15 protein-coding genes are annotated in these 17,521 nt (G+C 71.0%); 6 read left to right on the forward strand and 9 right to left on the reverse strand.

What is annotated here, in order from left to right:
* Positions 1-113: 113 nt before the first annotated feature.
* A complete protein-coding gene (locus K8Z49_RS14485) occupies positions 114-2,603 on the forward strand; it encodes a DNA gyrase/topoisomerase IV subunit A (RefSeq protein WP_075024337.1) in 2,490 nt (829 codons plus the stop codon).
* 193 nt (positions 2,604-2,796) lie between these two features.
* On the opposite strand, the gene K8Z49_RS14490 is transcribed toward K8Z49_RS14485, so the two are convergent.
* Positions 2,797-3,345, reverse strand: coding sequence for a flavoprotein (locus K8Z49_RS14490; RefSeq protein WP_021594746.1), 549 nt, complete (start codon positions 3,343-3,345; stop codon positions 2,797-2,799).
* Between the two features lie 34 nt (positions 3,346-3,379).
* On the reverse strand, positions 3,380-3,745 hold the full coding sequence (locus K8Z49_RS14495) for a nuclear transport factor 2 family protein (protein ID WP_021594745.1): 366 nt from the start codon (positions 3,743-3,745) through the stop codon (positions 3,380-3,382).
* 53 nt (positions 3,746-3,798) lie between these two features.
* On the opposite strand from K8Z49_RS14495, the gene K8Z49_RS14500 reads away from it, so the two are divergent.
* A complete protein-coding gene (locus tag K8Z49_RS14500; protein WP_412519204.1) occupies positions 3,799-4,365 on the forward strand; it encodes a thioredoxin family protein in 567 nt (188 codons plus the stop codon).
* A gap of 46 nt (positions 4,366-4,411) precedes the next feature.
* On the opposite strand, the gene K8Z49_RS14505 is transcribed toward K8Z49_RS14500, so the two are convergent.
* The 4 genes from K8Z49_RS14505 to K8Z49_RS14520 form a co-directional block, all read right to left on the reverse strand.
* Positions 4,412-4,774 (reverse strand): hypothetical protein, encoded by a 363-nt coding sequence (locus tag K8Z49_RS14505; RefSeq protein ID WP_412519206.1) that lies wholly within the window; start codon positions 4,772-4,774, stop codon positions 4,412-4,414.
* Positions 4,775-4,847: 73 nt separating this feature from the next.
* Positions 4,848-5,507 carry a response regulator gene (locus K8Z49_RS14510; RefSeq protein WP_021594742.1) on the reverse strand — a complete coding sequence of 220 codons (660 nt, stop codon included), beginning with the start codon at positions 5,505-5,507 and terminating at the stop codon, positions 4,848-4,850.
* A 14-nt stretch (positions 5,508-5,521) separates the two neighbouring features.
* On the reverse strand, positions 5,522-6,658 hold the full coding sequence (locus tag K8Z49_RS14515) for a sensor histidine kinase (RefSeq protein ID WP_021594741.1): 1,137 nt from the start codon (positions 6,656-6,658) through the stop codon (positions 5,522-5,524).
* Between the two features lie 154 nt (positions 6,659-6,812).
* Positions 6,813-8,903: a DNA gyrase/topoisomerase IV subunit B gene (locus tag K8Z49_RS14520; RefSeq protein ID WP_412519209.1), complete on the reverse strand. Its 2,091-nt coding sequence runs from the start codon at positions 8,901-8,903 to the stop codon at positions 6,813-6,815.
* Between the two features lie 212 nt (positions 8,904-9,115).
* Between K8Z49_RS14520 and K8Z49_RS14525 the strand changes: the two genes are divergently transcribed.
* The 3 genes from K8Z49_RS14525 to K8Z49_RS14535 all read left to right on the forward strand — a co-directional run bounded on the left by K8Z49_RS14525 (position 9,116) and on the right by K8Z49_RS14535 (position 11,438).
* Entirely contained in the window at positions 9,116-10,018 is a 903-nt protein-coding gene (locus K8Z49_RS14525) for an ABC transporter ATP-binding protein (RefSeq protein WP_021594739.1), read from the forward strand.
* Entirely contained in the window at positions 10,015-11,088 is a 1,074-nt protein-coding gene (locus tag K8Z49_RS14530) for an ABC transporter permease (protein WP_083598456.1), read from the forward strand. The genes K8Z49_RS14525 and K8Z49_RS14530 overlap by 4 nt, the downstream gene beginning before the upstream one ends.
* Positions 11,089-11,207: 119 nt before the next feature.
* Positions 11,208-11,438, forward strand: a complete 231-nt coding sequence (locus K8Z49_RS14535; protein WP_021594737.1) for a DUF7455 domain-containing protein — start codon at positions 11,208-11,210, stop codon at positions 11,436-11,438.
* Between the two features lie 183 nt (positions 11,439-11,621).
* Here the strand turns inward: K8Z49_RS14535 and K8Z49_RS14540 are convergent, their stop codons facing one another.
* Entirely contained in the window at positions 11,622-12,347 is a 726-nt protein-coding gene (locus tag K8Z49_RS14540) for a GNAT family N-acetyltransferase (RefSeq protein ID WP_412519212.1), read from the reverse strand.
* Positions 12,348-12,371: 24 nt separating this feature from the next.
* Here K8Z49_RS14540 and K8Z49_RS14545 point away from each other — a divergent pair, with 24 nt between their 5' ends.
* Entirely contained in the window at positions 12,372-13,124 is a 753-nt protein-coding gene (locus K8Z49_RS14545; RefSeq protein ID WP_111829725.1) for a YaaA family protein, read from the forward strand.
* Positions 13,125-13,244: 120 nt separating this feature from the next.
* On the opposite strand, the gene K8Z49_RS14550 is transcribed toward K8Z49_RS14545, so the two are convergent.
* Together K8Z49_RS14550 and K8Z49_RS14555 are read right to left on the reverse strand one after the other, a co-directional pair.
* Positions 13,245-14,918, reverse strand: coding sequence for an RNA polymerase sigma factor (locus K8Z49_RS14550; RefSeq protein WP_075024343.1), 1,674 nt, complete (start codon positions 14,916-14,918; stop codon positions 13,245-13,247).
* Positions 14,919-15,171: 253 nt separating this feature from the next.
* Positions 15,172-17,259, reverse strand: a complete 2,088-nt coding sequence (locus K8Z49_RS14555) for a SpoIIE family protein phosphatase (RefSeq protein ID WP_177287901.1) — start codon at positions 17,257-17,259, stop codon at positions 15,172-15,174.
* Positions 17,260-17,521 lie beyond the last annotated feature (262 nt).

Below are 17,521 nucleotides of genomic sequence, written 5' to 3' on the forward strand. Positions count from 1 at the left end.
GCTCAATCTGCCAGGTCCGCGCAGGTGACGAAACGGGATCGATCCGCCGGGCCGGGCGCCACACCGGTGGGGCGGGGCCCAAGATGTCCCCGGGACCGGCCACAATGTGGGGCATGGCACGACGCGGATCCCAAGCCCCTCCACCGCCGCCGGACTTCGAAGAGAACATCGTCGACGTCGATGTCTCCGACGAGATGCGCGGCAGCTTCCTCGAGTACGCCTACTCGGTGATCTACCAGCGGGCGCTGCCCGACGCACGCGACGGCATGAAGCCCGTCCAGCGCCGCATCCTGTACTCGATGAACGAGATGGGGCTGCGCCCCGACCGCGGGCACGTCAAGTGCGCCCGCGTCGTCGGCGAGGTCATGGGCAAGCTGCACCCGCACGGCGACAGCGCCATCTACGACGCGATGGTGCGGATGGCGCAGCCCTGGGCGATGCGGATGCCGCTCGTGGACGGGCACGGCAACTTCGGCTCGCTCGGCGGCGACGACCTGCCCGCCGCCATGCGGTACACCGAGGCCCGGATGTCCCGCGAGGCGATGCTGCTGGTCCAGTCCATCGACGAGGACACCGTCGACTTCCGCCCGAACTACGACGGGCAGGAGCAGGAGCCGGAGGTGCTGCCCGCCGCGTTCCCGAACCTGCTGGTCAACGGCGCGTCCGGGATCGCGGTCGGGATGGCCACCAACATGGCGCCGCACAACCTCGGCGAGGTCATCGCCGCGGCCCGGCACCTGATCGACAACCCCGAGGCCGGCCTGGACGACCTGATGCGCTTCGTCCCCGGCCCAGACCTGCCCACCGGCGGCAAGATCGTCGGCCTGGACGGCATCCGCGACGCCTACGCGAACGGCCGGGGCACGTTCCGCACCCGCGCCACGGTCACCATCGAGAGCGTCACGCCCCGCCGCAAGGGCATCATCGTCAGCGAGCTGCCGTACGCGGTCGGGCCCGAGCGCGTCAAGGCGAAGATCAAGGAACTGGTCAACGCCAAGAAGATCCAGGGCATCTCCGACCTGAAGGACCTCACCGACCGCAACGTCGGCCTCCGCCTGGTCATCGAGATAAAGAACGGCTTCAACCCCGAGGCGGTGCTGGCCGACCTCTACCGGCTCACGCCGATGGAGGAGACGTTCGGCATCAACAACGTCGCCCTGGTCGACGGCCAGCCCCGCACCCTCGGCCTGCGCGACATGCTCCAGGTCTACGTCGACCACCGCATCGAGGTCGTCCGCCGGCGCTCGATGTTCCGGCGCAAGAAGCGCGAGGACCGCCTCCACCTGGTGGACGGCCTGCTCGTCGCCCTGCTCAACATCGACGAGGTCATCCAGGTCATCCGGCAGAGCGACGACGCCGCCCAGGCCAAGCAGCGCCTCATGCAGATCTTCGAGCTGTCGGAGATCCAGTCGCAGTACATCCTGGACACCCCGCTCCGCCGGCTGACCCGCTACGACCGCCTGGAGCTGGAGAAGGAGAAGGAGCAGCTCGCCAAGGAGATCGCCAAGCTGACCGCGATCCTGGAGTCGGAGCGCAAGCTCCGCGGGGTCGTCTCGAAGGAGCTGGGCGACGTCGCCAAGGAGTTCTCCACCCCGCGCCGGACGATCCTCCTCGAATCCTCGGGCCACACCGCCGCCGCGGCGGTCCCCCTGGAGGTCGCGGACGACCCGTGCACGGTGCTGCTGTCGTCGACCGGGCTCATGGCCCGCACCCACGACGCCGGCCCGCTGCCCGACAGCGGCCCCCGCGCGGCGCACGACGTGCTGACGTCGGTCGTCCCGTCCACGGCGCGCGGCCAGGTCGGCGCGGTGACGTCGCTGGGCCGGATGATCCGCGTCGACGTCCTCGACCTGCCGACGCTGCCGCCCTCGGCCACGCCCCCGTCCCTGGCGGGCGGGGCACCGGTCACCGAGTACGTCGACCTCGAACCGGACGAGACGGTCGTCGGCATCGCCGCCGTCGGCGAGGAGGGCGGCGGGCTGGCGCTCGGCACCGCGCAGGGCGTGGTCAAACGCGTCGTCCCGGACTTCCCCGCCAACCGCGACGAGTTCGAGGTGATCGGCCTCAAGGAGGGCGACCGCGTCGTCGGCGCCGTCCAGCTGCTCTCCGAGGAGCAGCACGTCGTCTTCATCACCACCGACGCCCAGCTGCTGCACTTCGCCGCGTCCCTCGTCCGCCCGCAGGGCCGGGCCGCCGGCGGCATGGCGGGCATCAAGCTGGGCGCGGACGCGAGCGTGCTGTGGTTCGGCGCCCTCGACCCGTCCCGCGAGGCCCGCGTCATCACGGTCTCCGGCTCGTCCTCGGCCCTGCCCGGCACCCAGACCGGCGCGATCAAGCTGGCCGACTTCGCCGACTTCCCGTCCAAGGGCCGCGCCACCGGCGGCGTCCGCGCCCACCGCTTCCTCAAGGGCGAGGACGTGCTGATCCAGGCCTGGGCGGCGCCGACTCCGCTGCGCGCCGGGGCCGCCAACGGCAAACCGGCGATGCTGAACGTCGCCATGGGCCGCCGGGACGGGTCCGGCGAGAGACTGGACAAGCCCCTGACCGCCATCAGCGGCCCGATCGGCGCCCCGCCCCCTGACGAGGAGACCCCCGACGAGTGACCCGTCAAGGCCCCGGACACCGCTCCGGGGCCTTGACTCAGCGTGAGGCGTCGTGGAGGTGGAGGGTCAGCTCGGCGGCGACCGGGGCCTCACCCGGCAGGTCGGGCTGGTAGAGCGCGATGCGGGCGGGCGTGCCGAGTTCCTCGCCGAAGACGTCGATCAGGACGTCGGAGGCGCCGAGGCGCGGGAAACCTCACGCGGAGGCGGGTCCGAGGCGGGTCAAGGTCTCGGACAGGACGTCGCGGAGCCGCGCCCAGGGGAACGTGCCCGCGGTCCCGCCCTCCGAGTCCGGCGCCGGCAGCCAGGACGGGTCCAGCAGGACGGTGACGCCCCAGGCGCGGAGTTCGGCGATGCTGCGCCCGAAGACCGGGTGGCGGGCCAGGGCCGCGTTGGGCCAGGGCGCCGCGACGATGGGCAGGCCCAGGCCGACGGCCTCGTTGAGGAGGCCGAGCGCGAGGGTGTCGCTGGTCCCGTGGGCCCACTTGTTGACGGTGTTGAACGTGGCGGGCGCGACCGCCATCGCGTCGGCGGGCGGCAGGACGTCGGGCTCCTCCGGCCGCTTGTAGTCGGACCGGACGGGATGGCCGGTGATGCCGGCGAGCCGCGCGGCGTCCAGGAACTTCAGGCCGGACGGGGTGGAGACGACGCACACCGTCCAGCCGTCCGAGCGGAGCCCTTCGACGAACGCGGGGAGGTCCGCGGCGGGACGGCCGCCGCAGGCGATGACATAGAGCACGGGCACCTCCCCACCCTGCCACGGGGCCGGGAGGTGCCGATCAGGTCTTCGCGATGTCGTCCGGGCCCCAGTGGGCGTCCATCCGGACGATCTTGCCGTCGGCGCCGAAGGTCATGACGTCGATGGCGCGGATCCGCATGCCGGGGATGTCGATGGTGAAGGCCATCGCGGCGCGGTCGCCGTGGGAGCCGCGGATGGGGCCGTCCAGGCTGAGCTTGGCGCCGCCGGCGATGGCGTTCGTGTAGAACTCCTCGATCGCGGCGCGGCCGGACATCGGCGGGTTGCCGACCGGGTCCTCGATGACGGCGTCCTCGGCGTACAGGCCGGATATGGCCGCGGCGTCACCGGCGTTGAAGGCGTCGATGTAGGTCTGGAGGACCTGCTTCATGTGCTCCTGGGTCGGCATGCGCGAAGCCTAGCAAGCGGTTGCTTACCGATCTACGGGTGTTGGATGGCCTCATGGCGATCGCATCCTTCATGGTTCCCCTCGGTTCACCCGTGCCCGCGTTCAAGCTCCCGTCCGTCGGCGGGGAGGTCGTGGCGGCCGACGACTTCGCGGACGCGTCCGCCCTGCTGGTCGTCTTCCTGTCGAACCACTGCCCGTACGTGCGGCGGATCGAGGCCGGCCTGGGCGCAGTCACCACGGAGTACGCCGAGAGGGGGCTGGCCACCGTCGCCGTGTGCAGCAACGACGTCGCGAACTACCCCGACGACGACGCCGATCATCTGCGCGAGCAGGCCGAGCGCGCCGGGTTCCGGTTCCCCTACCTCGTGGACGCGTCGCAGGAGGCGGCGAAGGCGTTCCGGGCCGCCTGCACGCCCGACTTCTTCCTCTACGGCCGGGAGCGCACGCTCGCGTACCGGGGCGAGTTCGACGGTGCCCGGCCCGGCAACCAGGTCGAGGTGGACGGCGCCTCGCTCCGGGCCGCGCTCGATCTGGTGCTGGCCGGGGAGGACGTCCCCGAACCGCACACGCCGAGCATCGGCTGCGGCATCAAGTGGAAGCCGGGCAACGACCCGGCGTGATCACGCGGCCTGAACCGATGACGCGGCCTGAATCACGGCGGGCGAGTCACGCCACCGTTTTCCGGCCCTTGCGGGGCTGCGGCACCGGATGCCGCAGACCGCGCTCGGCGCAGTCGGCCAGCGCTTCGAGGAGGTCGGCCGGGCCGCCTGTGGCGTCGTCGTAGTGCCAGAAGCGGATGAGGTTCTCGCCCTCGGCGCCCGGGTTGAAGCGGCCGAGGGCGAAGCATCCGGCGATGGCCATGCGGACGATGACGCGTTCGCTGTCGTCCAGCCGGCTCACGTAGGCGGCCGCGTCGATCAGGCCGATCGCGGCGCGGGCGTTGCGGCCGCCGTCGCAGGGGTCCGGGCGGTTGATCCGCCATTGCGCGTACGGGCGCAGGTACTCCACGATCATGAGGGTTCTGAGCACGTCCTCATGCTGGAGCCGCGCGGGCGCGGGCGCCCGCACCTTGACCCGGTCCTTGCCGGACGCTGACCGATGATCAGCCGGTGAGGCCGTGCCGGAAGGCGTAGGTGACGGCCTGCGCGCGGTCGCGGAGGTTCGCCTTGGCGAACAGGTTGTTGATGTGGGTCTTCACCGTCGCCTCGGAGATGAACAGGTCACCGGCGATCTCGGCGTTGGAGCGCCCCTGCGCGATCAGGGTGAGCACCTCCGCCTCGCGGCGGGTCAGACCGTCCGGCAGCTCGCCGCGGGCGGCCCGGCGGGGGCTCTCGCCGGTGGCGACCGCCTCGACCAGGCGCCGCTGGACCGCCGGGTCGAGCTGGGACGCTCCCCCGCGGACGGCGGTGACGGCGCGCGCGATCTCGTCGGCGTCGGCGTCCTTGGTCAGGTAGCCGCGGGCTCCCGCGCGCAGCGCCGCGAAGATCGACTCGTCGTCGGCGTAGGTGGTGAGGACGACGATCCCGACGTCCGGGTGCGCCTCCTTGATGCGGCGGGTCGCCTCCACGCCGTCCACGCGCGGCATCCGCAGGTCCATGAGGACGACGTCGGGACGCATCTCCTCGACCATGGCGATCGCCTGCTCCCCGTCGCCGCACGCGCCGGCCACCTCGATGCCGGGCAGCAGCTCCAGCAGGAGGACCAGGCCCTCGCGCACCACGGTCTGGTCGTCCACGACCAGGATCCTCGTCTTGTCGCTCACCGCTCCGTCTCCCGTCACGCCGGCACCCGGAGGGACACGCGGAACCCCGTGCCCTCCGGTCCGGTGACCAGGGTGCCATCGATCAGCTCGGCGCGCTCCCGCATCCCCACCAGGCCGTAGCCGCCACCGCCGAGCTGCACCACGGCCTCCGTCCCGCCGCTGTCGGTCACTTCGAGCTCGACCTTGTCGGCGAGGTAGCGCAGCGTGACACGTGCGCGCGCGCCGGGCGCGTGCTTGCGGACGTTGGTGAGCGCCTCCTGCGCGGTGCGGACGACCGCCAGCCCCGCCTGGGGCGTCAGCTCGCGCGGCTGCCCGGTCACCTCGACGTCGCAGGGACGGCCCGTGCTGGCGTAGAACTCCTCGGCGAGCTCCGCGATGACCTCCTTGGGCTCCGGCACCTCGCCCCGGAGGGTCGCGAGGGCCCGCCGTGTCTCGTCCAGACCGGTGCGGGCGAGGTTCCGCGCGCGCTCCACCCGGTCCAGGGCCTGGACGCGGTCGCCGTCCCGCGCGAGCAGCAGCCTCGCCCCTTCCAGATGGACGATCTGCGCCGACAGCGAATGGGCGAGGATGTCGTGGATCTCCCGTGCGAGGTGGGACCGTTCGGCGAGCACCGCGTTGGCGGCCTCGGCGCGCCGGGTGGCCTCCTGCGCGGCGACGCCCTGGCGGCTCGCGACGGCGCCCAGCGTGAGGCCCACGAACGCCGACATGAGGCCGAGATCGGCGCCGCCGGACCGGAACGCCTCCCCCAGCACGCCGATCGAGGCGATGGTCAGGCCGCTGACCGAGAGGCCCCAGGGCAGCGGCAGCCGCATCAGCAGCACCCAGAGCCCCGCCATGCAGAAGAAGAAGCCGCCGCCGGCGTGGGGCGCGAGCGCGTACAGCGCCATCGCCGCCGCCATCGCCCCGAGCAGCAGGCCGATGCCGATCCTCCGCCAGCGGGCGCCGTCGCGCCGCACGACCCAGATGCCCGTCCCGAGCAGCGAGAACATGACGACGTTGAGGATCGCGACGGCGAGCCCCGCCCCGTGCAGCGCCGGCGCGGGCTCCTCGTGGATCAGGCCGCGGACGTAGGCGTAGACGCCCCACATCACCAGAACGCAGACGACGAGCGCGCGGGTCAGCCGCTCGATCGTGTTCGCCTCGCACTTCACGCCACGACGCTAACCGAGGCGGCTCCGCCGGGGGCCGGGAGCACGTTGTCCAGCGTGTTCATGCCCAAGACGGTAGGACACCCGCGCTCCGCGCGGATCGGCGCGCGGCTGTACTTCCGATTCTCCACCGCAGGGTGGACGCCGCGCCCCGCGCTCAGGTGTCGATGCGCTCCGCGTCCAGCTCGGTGGCGCCCGCGGTGATGAACGCGCGGCGCGGCGCGACCTCGCTGCCCATCAGCAGGTCGAACACCTTGCCCGCCTCCTCGGCGTCCTCGATGCGGACGCGCCGGAGCACTCGGTGCCGCGGGTCGAGGGTCGTCTCGGCCAGCTGGTCGGCGTCCATCTCACCGAGGCCCTTGTAGCGCTGGATCGGCTCCTTCCAGCGCTGGCCCTTGCGCTCCAGCTCGACGAGGCGCTGCCGCAGCTCGGCGTCGGAGTAGGTGTAGATGTACTTGTCCTGGCCCTTCTTCGGCTTGATCAGCTCGATGCGGTGCAGCGGCGGGACGGCGGAGAAGATCCGGCCGGCCTCCAGCATGGGCCGCATGTAGCGGTAGAAGAGCGTGAGGAGCAGGGTGCGGATGTGGGCGCCGTCGACGTCGGCGTCGGCGAGGATCACCACGCGCCCGTAGCGGGCGGCGTCGATGTCGAACGTCCGCCCCGAGCCGGCGCCGAGCACCTGGATGATCGCGGCGCACTCGGCGTTCTTCAGCATGTCGGCGACGGACGCCTTCTGCACGTTGAGGATCTTGCCGCGGATCGGCAGCAGCGCCTGGAACTCGGAGTTGCGGGCGAGCTTGGCGGTGCCGAGGGCCGAGTCGCCCTCGACGATGAACAGCTCGCTGCGGTCGTCGGCGGTGCGGCAGTCGACGAGCTTGGCCGGGAGGGCGGAGTTCTCCAGGGCGTTCTTGCGGCGCTGGTTGTCGCGCTGGGTGCGGGCGGCGATGCGGGTCTTGGCCGCGCCGACGACCTTCTCCAGAACCGCCCTGAGCTGCTGCTTCTGGCCGCGCGACGGGTTCTCGAAGATCGCCCGCAGCTCCCGCATCACGACCTGGGAGACGATGCGGGTCGCCGCGGAGGTGCCGAGGACCTCCTTGGTCTGGCCCTCGAACTGCGGCTCGGGCAGGCGGACCGTCACCACGGCGGTGAGGCCCTCCAGGACGTCCTCCTTGATGACGTCCTCGTCGCCGTTCTTCAGCAGCTTCGTCGCGCGGAGCTGCTCGTTGACGACCCGCAGGACCGCGCGGTCGAAGCCGCGCACGTGGGTGCCGCCCTTCGGGGTGGCGATCACGTTGACGAACGACTTGGTGATCGTGTCGTAGCCGTTGCCCCAGCGCAGCGCGATGTCGACCTCGAGGTCGCGCTCGACGTCGGTCGGCGTCAGGTGGCCCTGGTCGTCCAGGACCGGAACGGTCTCGGTGAAGTGGCCGCGCCCCTGGAGCCGCAGCACGTCGACGATCGCGGTGTCCTTGGCGAGGTAGGTGCAGAACTCGCCGATGCCGCCGTCGAACCGGAACCTCTCGTCGACGACCTCCTCGCCGCGCTCGTCGCGGACGTCGATGGTGAGGCCGGGGATGAGGAACGCGGTCTGGCGCATCCGGTCGAGGACGAGGGACTGCTCGACCGTGGCGTCCTTCAGGAAGATCTGCAGGTCGGGCCAGAAGCGGACACGGGTACCGGTGACCTTCTTGGCGACCTTGCGGATCTGCCGCAGGCCCGACTTCTTCTTGAACCGGGTGTTGGGGCGCCCGTCGTCGGCGAACTCGCCGGGCAGCCCGCGCCGGAAGCTGATCGCGTGGGTGTGCCCGTCGCGGTCGACCTCCACGTCGAGGCGGGCGGAGAGCGCGTTGACCACGGACGCGCCGACGCCGTGCAGGCCGCCGGACGCGGTGTAGGACACCCCGCCGAACTTGCCGCCCGCGTGCAGCCGCGTCATGACCAGCTCGACGCCGGGCAGGCCCGTCTTGGGCTCCAGGTCGACCGGGATACCGCGGCCGTTGTCGCCCACCTCGAAGGACCCGTCGGCGTGCAGGGTCACGCTGATGTGGGTGCAGTGGCCGGCGAGGGCCTCGTCGACGCAGTTGTCGACGATCTCCCACAGGCAGTGTGCGAGGCCCCGGCTGTCGGTCGACCCGACGTACATGCCGGGTCGCTTGCGCACGGCCTCCAGCCCCTCCAGCACCGACAGGTGCCGGGCGGAGTAGCCGTGCGGGTCTTCGGTTGGCACTTCGGCGGTGGCGGCGGTCAACGTGCGTGTGCTCCTCGGGGGTAGGACGGTCGGCAGAAGGGTACCCCCGCCTGCCGACAATCCACCGAAAGGCTCGCCGCCACCGACGTTCGGGCACGTCCGTGCGGCGGGCCCGGACGGTTCGCCAGCGTACCCGGACTCCGACTTCTAGACCTGAACGTCCACCTTTAGGTGGGTGTGCTCGGAGAAGTTTCGTCCTTACCGTCCTCTGCATGGCGCAAACGATCGAGGTCACGGGCCTCCGCAAGCGATACGGGGACGTCCGGGCCGTGGACGGGGTGACGTTCGCGGTCGAGGAGGGCGAGTTCTTCGGCATCCTCGGCCCGAACGGCGCGGGCAAGACGACGACATTGGAGATCATCGAGGGCCTGCGGGAACCCGACGAGGGGGAGCTGAGGGTGCTGGGGCTGCCGCCGTGGCCCCGGAACGCGAAGCTGCTGCCCCGCATCGGCGTCCAGTTGCAGGCGTCGTCGTTCTTCGAGCGGCTGACGGCGCGGGAGCAGTTGCGGACGTTCGGCTCCCTGTACGGCGTCCCGGCCAAGAAGGCCGACGCGATGCTGGAGTTGGTCGGCCTGGACGACAAGGCCGACGTCCGGGTGGAGAAGCTGTCGGGCGGCCAGGCGCAGCGCCTGTCCATCGCGTGCGCGCTCGTCCACGACCCGGAGCTGGTGTTCCTGGACGAGCCCACCGCGGCGCTGGACCCGCAGGCGCGCCGCAACCTGTGGGACGTGCTCCGGACCATCAACACCGAAGGCCGCACCATCGTCCTGACCACGCATTACATGGACGAGGCGGAGAACCTCTGCGACCGCGTCGCCATCATGGACTCGGGAAGGATCCTCAAGCTCGGTCCCCCGGCAGTGCTGGTGCGCGGTCTGGACGCACCGGCCAGGATCAGCGTCGCGAGCGGCCTCCTGCGGCTGGCGGACGCGCGGCTGCTTCCGGGCGTGGACGGCGCGGACGACGACGGCGTCTCCCTGACCCTCTCCACTCGCGACCCGTCCGCCGTCGTCGCGGCCATGGCCGCGAAGGACGCTCTGGACGGCGTCCAGATCCGCGGCGCCACCCTCGAGGACGTCTTCCTGGAGCTCACCGGACGGGAGTACAGAGCGTGAGCACATACGACAGCTTCAAGAGCCTGTCCAGGGCCATGTTCCTGGGCTTCTGGCGCGACCGGTCGGCGCTGTTCTTCACCGTGCTGTTCCCCCTGATGTTCCTGGTCATCTTCGGCGGGGTCTTCGGCAACCAGACGACGTCCAAGGTGAAGATCCTGGAGGTCGGTCAGGCGTCGATCATCGACCAGGCCGTGGCGGGGGGCTCCGGCGAGATCGGCAAGGTCATGCAGGTGGAGAAGTCGTCCGACCTCGCGGGCGCCCTGCGCACCGTCGAGAAGGGCGACGCGGACGCGGTGGTCGAGCAGCACGGCGACCAGCTGGTCGTCCACTACTCCGCGGCCGACCAGGTCAAGTCCGGGACGGTGCGGGGGCTGATGAACTCGATCGTCCAGTCGGCGAACATCGCGGCCAGCGGCAAGCCGCCCGCCTACCACGTGACCGACCGGCAGGTGGAGGACGACTCCCTGAAGGCCATCCAATTCTTCACGCCGAGCCTGCTCGGCTGGGCACTGGCGTCGGCGGGCGTCTTCGGCGCCTCCCAGACGCTCGTGTCCTGGCGGACCAAGGGCATCCTGCGCCGGCTCCAGCTCTCCCCCGCGCCGATCCCCACCGTGTTCGCCGCGCGGGTCGCGGTCAGCCTCGTCATAGCCCTCGTGCAGTTCGCCCTGTTCGTGCTGGTGGCCCAGCTGCCGGTGTTCGGGCTCCAGCTCAACGGCGCCTGGTGGATGGCGATCCCGATGGTGCTCGCGGGGGTGCTCGCCTTCCTGTCGATCGGGATGCTGATCGGCGCGTGGGCCAAGACGCAGGAGACGGCCCAGGGCGTGACGCAGCTCGTGGTGCTCCCGATGGCGTTTCTCGGCGGCTCGTTCTTCCCGCTGGACGCATCACCGGGCTGGATGAGGGCCCTGTCGTACATCTTCCCGCTGCGGTACCTGAACGAGGGCATGCTCAATGTGATGGGACGGGGCCTCGGGCCGACCTCCGCGCTGCCCCAGATCGCCGTTCTGCTCGGCGTCGCCGTCGTCGGCGCGCTGATCGCCGTGCGCCTGTTCCGGTGGGACTCCGTCTAATGTGACCTCGGTCACTTATTGGGCCATTCTGCTGTGGGCGTACGAAGAACCAGGTTGGGAACGCCAGCGTCGGGTTAGATGTTGTCCTAAGTACCGACCCCGAGCATGAGGAAGGTGCCGTGACTGGAGCCCTTGCCCCAACCAAGCCGCTGACCGTCGCCGACCGATGCGACCGCTGCGGCGCTCAGGCCTACGTCCGTGCAGTCCTTGTAGGCGGCGGCGACCTTCTGTTCTGCGCCCACCACGGGCGCAAGTACGCAGAGGCTCTCCGCGCCAACGGGGCCGACATTCAGGACGAGACCGATCGGCTCAACGAAACCCCGGCGACCGCGGTGGACGACGAGCGGTAGCCCTCGAAATAGCACGAGCCCCGGAACGGCGGCCACCGGACACGGTGGCCGCCGTTCACATTTCCGCCCCTTCGTCACTCCGCAGAGCCAAATGGACACCCACTCCGCAGTGTGATTACACAATCACTTAACGTAGCGGAAATCGGGATTCAGGTGATGCTGATCACGAGGGACGCCTGAGTCTCACCCGGCCGTGACATTCTTCACGCGGTAGTGATAGCCCCCGGCGGGCACGAAGCCCTCCGCCGCGTACATGGACCGGGCCGGGGCGTTCCGTTCGACCACGACCAGGTACGCCCGCTCGCACCCCTGCTCGCGTCCCCAGGCGAGGAGCGCTCGCAGGACGCGCCGCCCCAGGCCACGCCCGCGCGCCTCCGGGGCCACGGCCATCGCGTAGACGCCGAGCCACTCACCCTGGGGGACGCCGCGCCCGACGGCCACGCCGTCCAGCGACGCATAGCCGGCCGGCACACCGGTGAGGATCTTCTCCGCCATCGGCAGCTGGTGGGCGTAGCGGCCGTCCACCGACCACCAGAGATCGAGCCACTCCCTGCTCGGCTCGTCCACGATCTCCACGTCCGCGCGTCCGGAGGCGTCCGGAACGTCCGCCACCATCGCGAGCGTCGGATCGGCGATCTCGTAGCCCCGTGCCTCCAGGAACGCGTCGAGGCCCGCCGGCCTCGCATGGGCGTCCATCGAGAACACGGTCGGCAGCCCCAGCGCGCTGTAGAAACGCTCCGCCCGATCGACGGCATGCTCCAGATCCCCTGGATCGTCCAGGGGCAGGACGGAGTTGGCACGCTTGGTCACGCCCTCCGCATGGCGGAGCAGCCGGCCGCCAATATCCTGGCTGGACGGCGCGGGCCACGCCTCGGCGACGAGCCGGCCGAACTCCAGGAGCTGTTCCATCAGCCACCGCTTTCGAGGGGAATCGTGCACATCCTGCTGCCGCCGTCGGAGAAGAAGGCCACTGGCGGGGACGGTCCGCCCCTCGACCTGGCCTCGCTGAGCTTCCCCGGCCTCACGCCCGTCCGTGAGCGCGTCCTCGCGGCCCTCGCCGAGGTGTGCCGGCGGGACGACGCACCGGACGTGCTCGGCCTCTCCCCCGGGCAGGCGGACGAGGCCCTCGCCCGCAACAGGGCGCTGCACGAGGCGCCCGCGCTGCCGGCGGCCCGGCTCTACACGGGCGTCCTCTACGACAATCTCGACCTCGCCGCCCTGGACGCCGAGGCCGCCGCCGAGCAGATCATCGTCTTCTCAGGCCTGTGGGGCGCGCTGAGGCTCACCGACCGCGTCCCGCCCTACCGGCTGGCCATGGCGGTGTCCCTGCCGCCTGCGGGACGTCTGGGAGCGCTGTGGCGCCCGGCGATGCGCCAGGTGATGCACGAGGCCCTCCAGGATGGCGACCTGGTCGTCGACATGCGCTCCGGCCCGTACGCGTCGGTGTGGAAGGCGCCGCGGCCCGCCGTCGCGGTGCGGGTGTTCCGGGAACGGCTCGTCCGGGGCGTCCCGAAGCGGACCGTCGTCAGCCACATGGCCAAGGCCACCCGCGGGCGGATCGCGCACGACCTGCTCAAGGCGGGCGCGTCGCCGCGCACTCCGGACGCGCTGCTGAAGGCCGTGGCCGACCTCGGCCACACCGCCGAGCTGAACGGCACGAACCTCGACATCGTCCTCCACGACTGACGCTCGCGACACGCCCCGCAGGGCGGCGCAAGAACGCGGCGGAAGAAGAACGCAGCGCAAGAACAACGCGGCATAGGAGCAGGGCCCCGCACCAGGCGGGGCCCTGCCTCACGCGTGTTCTCAGTCCAGGTAGTCGCGCAGCACCTGGGAACGGGACGGGTGACGCAGCTTCGACATGGTCTTGGACTCGATCTGCCGGATGCGCTCGCGGGTCACCCCGTACACCTTGCCGATCTCGTCCAGCGTCTTCGGCTGCCCGTCGGTGAGGCCGAACCTCATCGACACCACGCCCGCCTCACGCTCGCTGAGCGTGTCCAGGACGGAGTGCAGCTGCTCCTGCAGCAGCGTGAAGCTGACCGCGTCCGCCGGGACGATCGCCTCGGAGTCCTCGATGAGGTCGCCGAACTCGCTGTCGCCGTCCTCGCCGAGCGGCGTGTGCAGGGAGATGGGCTCGCGGCCGTACTTCTGGACCTCGACGACCTTCTCCGGGGTCATGTCGAGCTCCTTGGCCAGCTCCTCCGGGGTGGGCTCGCGGCCCAGGTCCTGAAGCATCTGCCGCTGCACCCGCGCCAGCTTGTTGATGACCTCGACCATGTGCACCGGGATGCGGATGGTGCGGGCCTGGTCGGCCATCGCGCGGGTGATCGCCTGCCGGATCCACCAGGTGGCGTACGTGGAGAACTTGTAGCCCTTGGTGTAGTCGAACTTCTCGACCGCGCGGATCAGGCCGAGGTTGCCCTCCTGGATCAGGTCCAGGAACAGCATCCCGCGCCCGGTGTAGCGCTTGGCGAGCGAGACCACCAGGCGGAGGTTGGCCTCCAGGAGGTGGTTCTTGGCGCGGCGGCCGTCCTCGGCGATCCACTCGAAGTCCTCGAGGTCCTCCTCGGACATCGCGGGACCGGACACGGCGAGCCGCTCCTCGGCGAAGAGCCCGGCCTCGATCCGCTTGGCGAGCTCCACCTCCTGCTCGGCGTTCAGCAGGGGGACCTTGCCGATCTGCTTGAGGTAGTCCTTGACCGGGTCGGCGGTGGCGCCGGCGGCCGCGATCTGCTGGGCGGGCGCGTCCTCGTCGTCGTCGCCGAGGGTGAAGCCCTCCTCCTCGGTCGGGGTGTCCGGCTTGGCGCCGGGCGCGGGCTTGGCGGCGGCGGGCGCGGCCGGCGCCTCGTCCCCCTCGGCCTCGGGCTCCTCGACCTCGGCGGCCGCGTCGTCCTCCAGCTCGACGTCGAGGTCGGTCAGGTCCTCGTCGAGGTCGACGTCGACGTCGACCTCGTCGTCGACCTCCGGCGCGTCGCCCTTCTTGGCCGGCGCGGCCTTGGCGGCCGGCGCGGCGGCCGGGGCCGCGGCCTTCTTGACGGGCGCCGCCTTCTTGCCCTTGGCCTTGGCGCCCTTGGCGGGCGCGGCCTTCCTGCCCTTGGGCGGCGCGGGCTTGGGGGCCGCCGGGCGGGGCTCGGCGACGGCCTCCTCCGGCGCGTCGTCGCCGACGACGGCGGTCACCGTGTCGGGCTGCTCCTTGGCGGCGGCGGCGGTCTTGGGCCTGCGTGCCGGCTGCGTCGCGCGCTTGCGCGGACGCTTGGGCGCCGCGGAGTCGGCAGCGCTCACCATGACGGTCACACCCTCCTTGCTGAGGCTCCGCAGAATGCTGGAGGCCTTCGACACGGGGATGTCGGCCTCCTCGAACGTACGTCGTACGTCGTCGGCGTCGAGGTAACCCTGGGACCGTCCACGCTCGATCAGTTGCGCGATGACGTGATCGTGCAGATCTGACGCTTTCGAGGTCGAGCTAGCAGGCGACACAAATACCTCTCGAACGAACGTGTGGCTTGGTTGACCCAAGTGCCCTGACGGGCCCGGCCTCACACTGGGTGGGACCACACACGGAGCGGACCTCCCGGTGCGGGACCGCAGCGTACCCGCTCTCTCTGGGTCAAGCATTCTGGCACTGCTGCGCATTCCGCCTTGGAGTCCTACCCGGTAACTCTCCACCTTAGAGGGCGCGGGACGGTCCTTCGAACGCGCTCCACCGTCTTCACGCCGTCTTCGGCGGGCTTCACGCGGGCTTGGGCGGGACGTGCAGGGCAAGCACGGTCACATCGTCTACCTGCTCATATCCGGCAAGCATCCGATCGACCAGGAAGTCGACGAGTCTTTCGGGATCTCCTACCACTTCAGGTGGGGCGTCGGCCGCCACGGCGACGAGCTCCTCCAGCCCGGCGTCCACCCCACGCCTACGGTTCTCCACAAGTCCATCGGAATAGAACACCACAGTGTTGCCGGTCTCGATGGAAAAACTTGTCTGCTGCCGCTGGCTCGGCCAGCCGAGCGGCGTTCCGGGCTCCAGCGTGCTCACGCGCGCGGGCGCGTCGGGCGAGATCAGAAGAGGCGGCGGATGGCCCGCGTTGCTGAACTCCCCCTGCCCCGTCTCAGGGTCGATGACCACGTACGCGACGGTGGTGAACTGCTCCTCGTCCTCGGTCGCGCTGAACAGCCGGTCGAGCCCGGCCAGTACTGCGGCGGGACGCGGATCGTTGAGCGCGAGCGCGCGCAGGGCGTTGCGGACGCGTCCCATTCCGGCCGCGGCGAGGACTCCCTTGCCCATGACGTCGCCCACGGCCACGGCGAGCCGGTCGTCCGGGAGGCGGAAGACGTCGTACCAGTCGCCGCCCACCTGCACGTGGCGCGTCGCGGGGTTGTAGCGAGCGGCCAGGACCATGCCCGGCAGCTGCGGCAGGTCGCTCGGCAGCAGGCTGCGCTGCAGTTCCTCGGCCGTCTTGTGCTCGCGCTCGAACAGCAGCGCCCGCTCCACGGCCAGCGCGCACTGGCCCGCGAGCGCCTCCAGGAAGACCCGCTCTTCCTCGGTGATCTCCCTGGGCCGGGTGAAGGAGAAACGCAGCGCGCCGATCGGGGCGCCCGCCGCGAGCAGCGGCAGGCCAACCCAGGCGCGTTCCTCGGTGTGCTGGGCGAACAGATCGCGCTCACCGTGACCGAGTTGCAGGCGCAGGCTGTCGGGATGCTCGGCCAGAAACGGCCGACTCTCGCGGACCGCCACCGACATCACGGTCTGGTCGCTGACCTTGATCGCGTCGCGGGACGCCGAGGCCGACGCCGTCTCGCCGTCCGTCCCGGGCTGGGACGGGGCCACGATGCTGAGCCGCAGCTTGTCGTCGTCCAGCAGCGCCACCGCGGAGTAGTCGGCGCCGATGGCGGACCGTCCGACCTCGGTGATGACCTGGACGACCTGGGAGACGGTCAGGGCCTCGGCGAGCATCGAGGTGGCCTGCTGGAGCCGCGCGGTGCGCAGCGCCGCCGCCGACAGCTGCTCGGTCAGCCGGCCCCGCATCTCCTCGGCCTCGCGCTGCCCGGTGACGTCGGTGTTGGCGCCGACCCACTCGATCACCGCGTCGCCCTGCCAGATGGGCACGGCCCTGACGTCGAAATGGCGGTAGGTGCCGCTCTTGGTGCGGATCCGGTAGTTGGTCTCGAAGACCCGGTTCTCCTCGACGCACTCGCGCCAGACCGCCTCGATGCGCGGCCGGTCCTCCGGATGCACCACCGACAGCCAGCCACCGACCGCGTAGTCGTCCGGCGTCTGGCCGGTGATCGCGCGCCACTCGGGCGCGTCGTCGATCACACCGCCGCCCGGCGCGGCGACCCACACCACCTGAGCGCTGGCCTCCACGAGCGACCGGTAGCGCTGCTCCTTGCGGCGGATGACCTCTTCGGCCCGGCGCCGCTCCGTGACGTCCAAGGCGGTCAGGACGACCCCCGGGCGCTCATCGTCGCCGTTCCTGGCGGGCAGCCACGTGCACGCCAGGATGCGCTCCTCGACGGCCGTGGCCACGCCGGAGGCGTCGCCGGGCGGCCCTTCCGGGGTGTCCGCGGGGACGACCAGATCGAGGTCGCTCACCGGCCGGTCCTCGTCGATCACCTTGCGCAGGGCCGTCTCGAACGCGGCGGCCACGGCCTCGGGCAGCACCTCGGAGGGCCTGCGCTTCTGCAGATCCCGGACGGCCACGCCCAGCAGTGCCGCCAGCGCGTCGTTGGCCCTGCGGCAGCGCAGGTCGCCGTCGAAGAACGCCAGCCCGCCGGGGGCCTCCTTCAGAAGGGTCGCATACAGTGCGGCGTCGGACGCATCCATGGGCTGCCCCTCCACCCCTGAGACGCGGGGATGCGGGACGGACGTCTCGGTGCTCAAGGACAACACCTCCGCCCCAGAGGGTCCCGTACCGCGCGGCAAGTTTTCATCACTATGAGTGAATGGGAGCAGGTTAGCGCTCCCGCCTCCATCACAACACCGGTCGGAGTCAGGTAATCATCATCCCGATGGTTCGCCGCGTACGGAAGCCCTGATGAACATCCTTGTCCCTTCGGCCCCGGACGAACGCGTCGGTTTCGGACGC

It is taken from the genome of Actinomadura madurae (assembly GCF_047130825.1).
Classification (GTDB): domain Bacteria; phylum Actinomycetota; class Actinomycetes; order Streptosporangiales; family Streptosporangiaceae; genus Spirillospora; species Spirillospora madurae.

Excerpts from the sequence above, each read along its gene's own strand:
- K8Z49_RS14485 (WP_075024337.1), top strand. The coding sequence starts at position 114 with ATGGCACGACGCGGATCCCAAGCCCCTCCACCGCCGCCGGACTTCGAA.
- K8Z49_RS14495 (WP_021594745.1), bottom strand. The coding sequence starts at position 3,745 with ATGCCGACCCAGGAGCACATGAAGCAGGTCCTCCAGACCTACATCGAC.
- K8Z49_RS14500 (WP_412519204.1), top strand. The coding sequence starts at position 3,799 with ATGGCGATCGCATCCTTCATGGTTCCCCTCGGTTCACCCGTGCCCGCG.
- K8Z49_RS14525 (WP_021594739.1), top strand. The coding sequence starts at position 9,116 with ATGGCGCAAACGATCGAGGTCACGGGCCTCCGCAAGCGATACGGGGAC.
- K8Z49_RS14540 (WP_412519212.1), bottom strand. The coding sequence starts at position 12,347 with ATGGAACAGCTCCTGGAGTTCGGCCGGCTCGTCGCCGAGGCGTGGCCC.
- K8Z49_RS14555 (WP_177287901.1), bottom strand. The coding sequence starts at position 17,259 with ATGGATGCGTCCGACGCCGCACTGTATGCGACCCTTCTGAAGGAGGCC.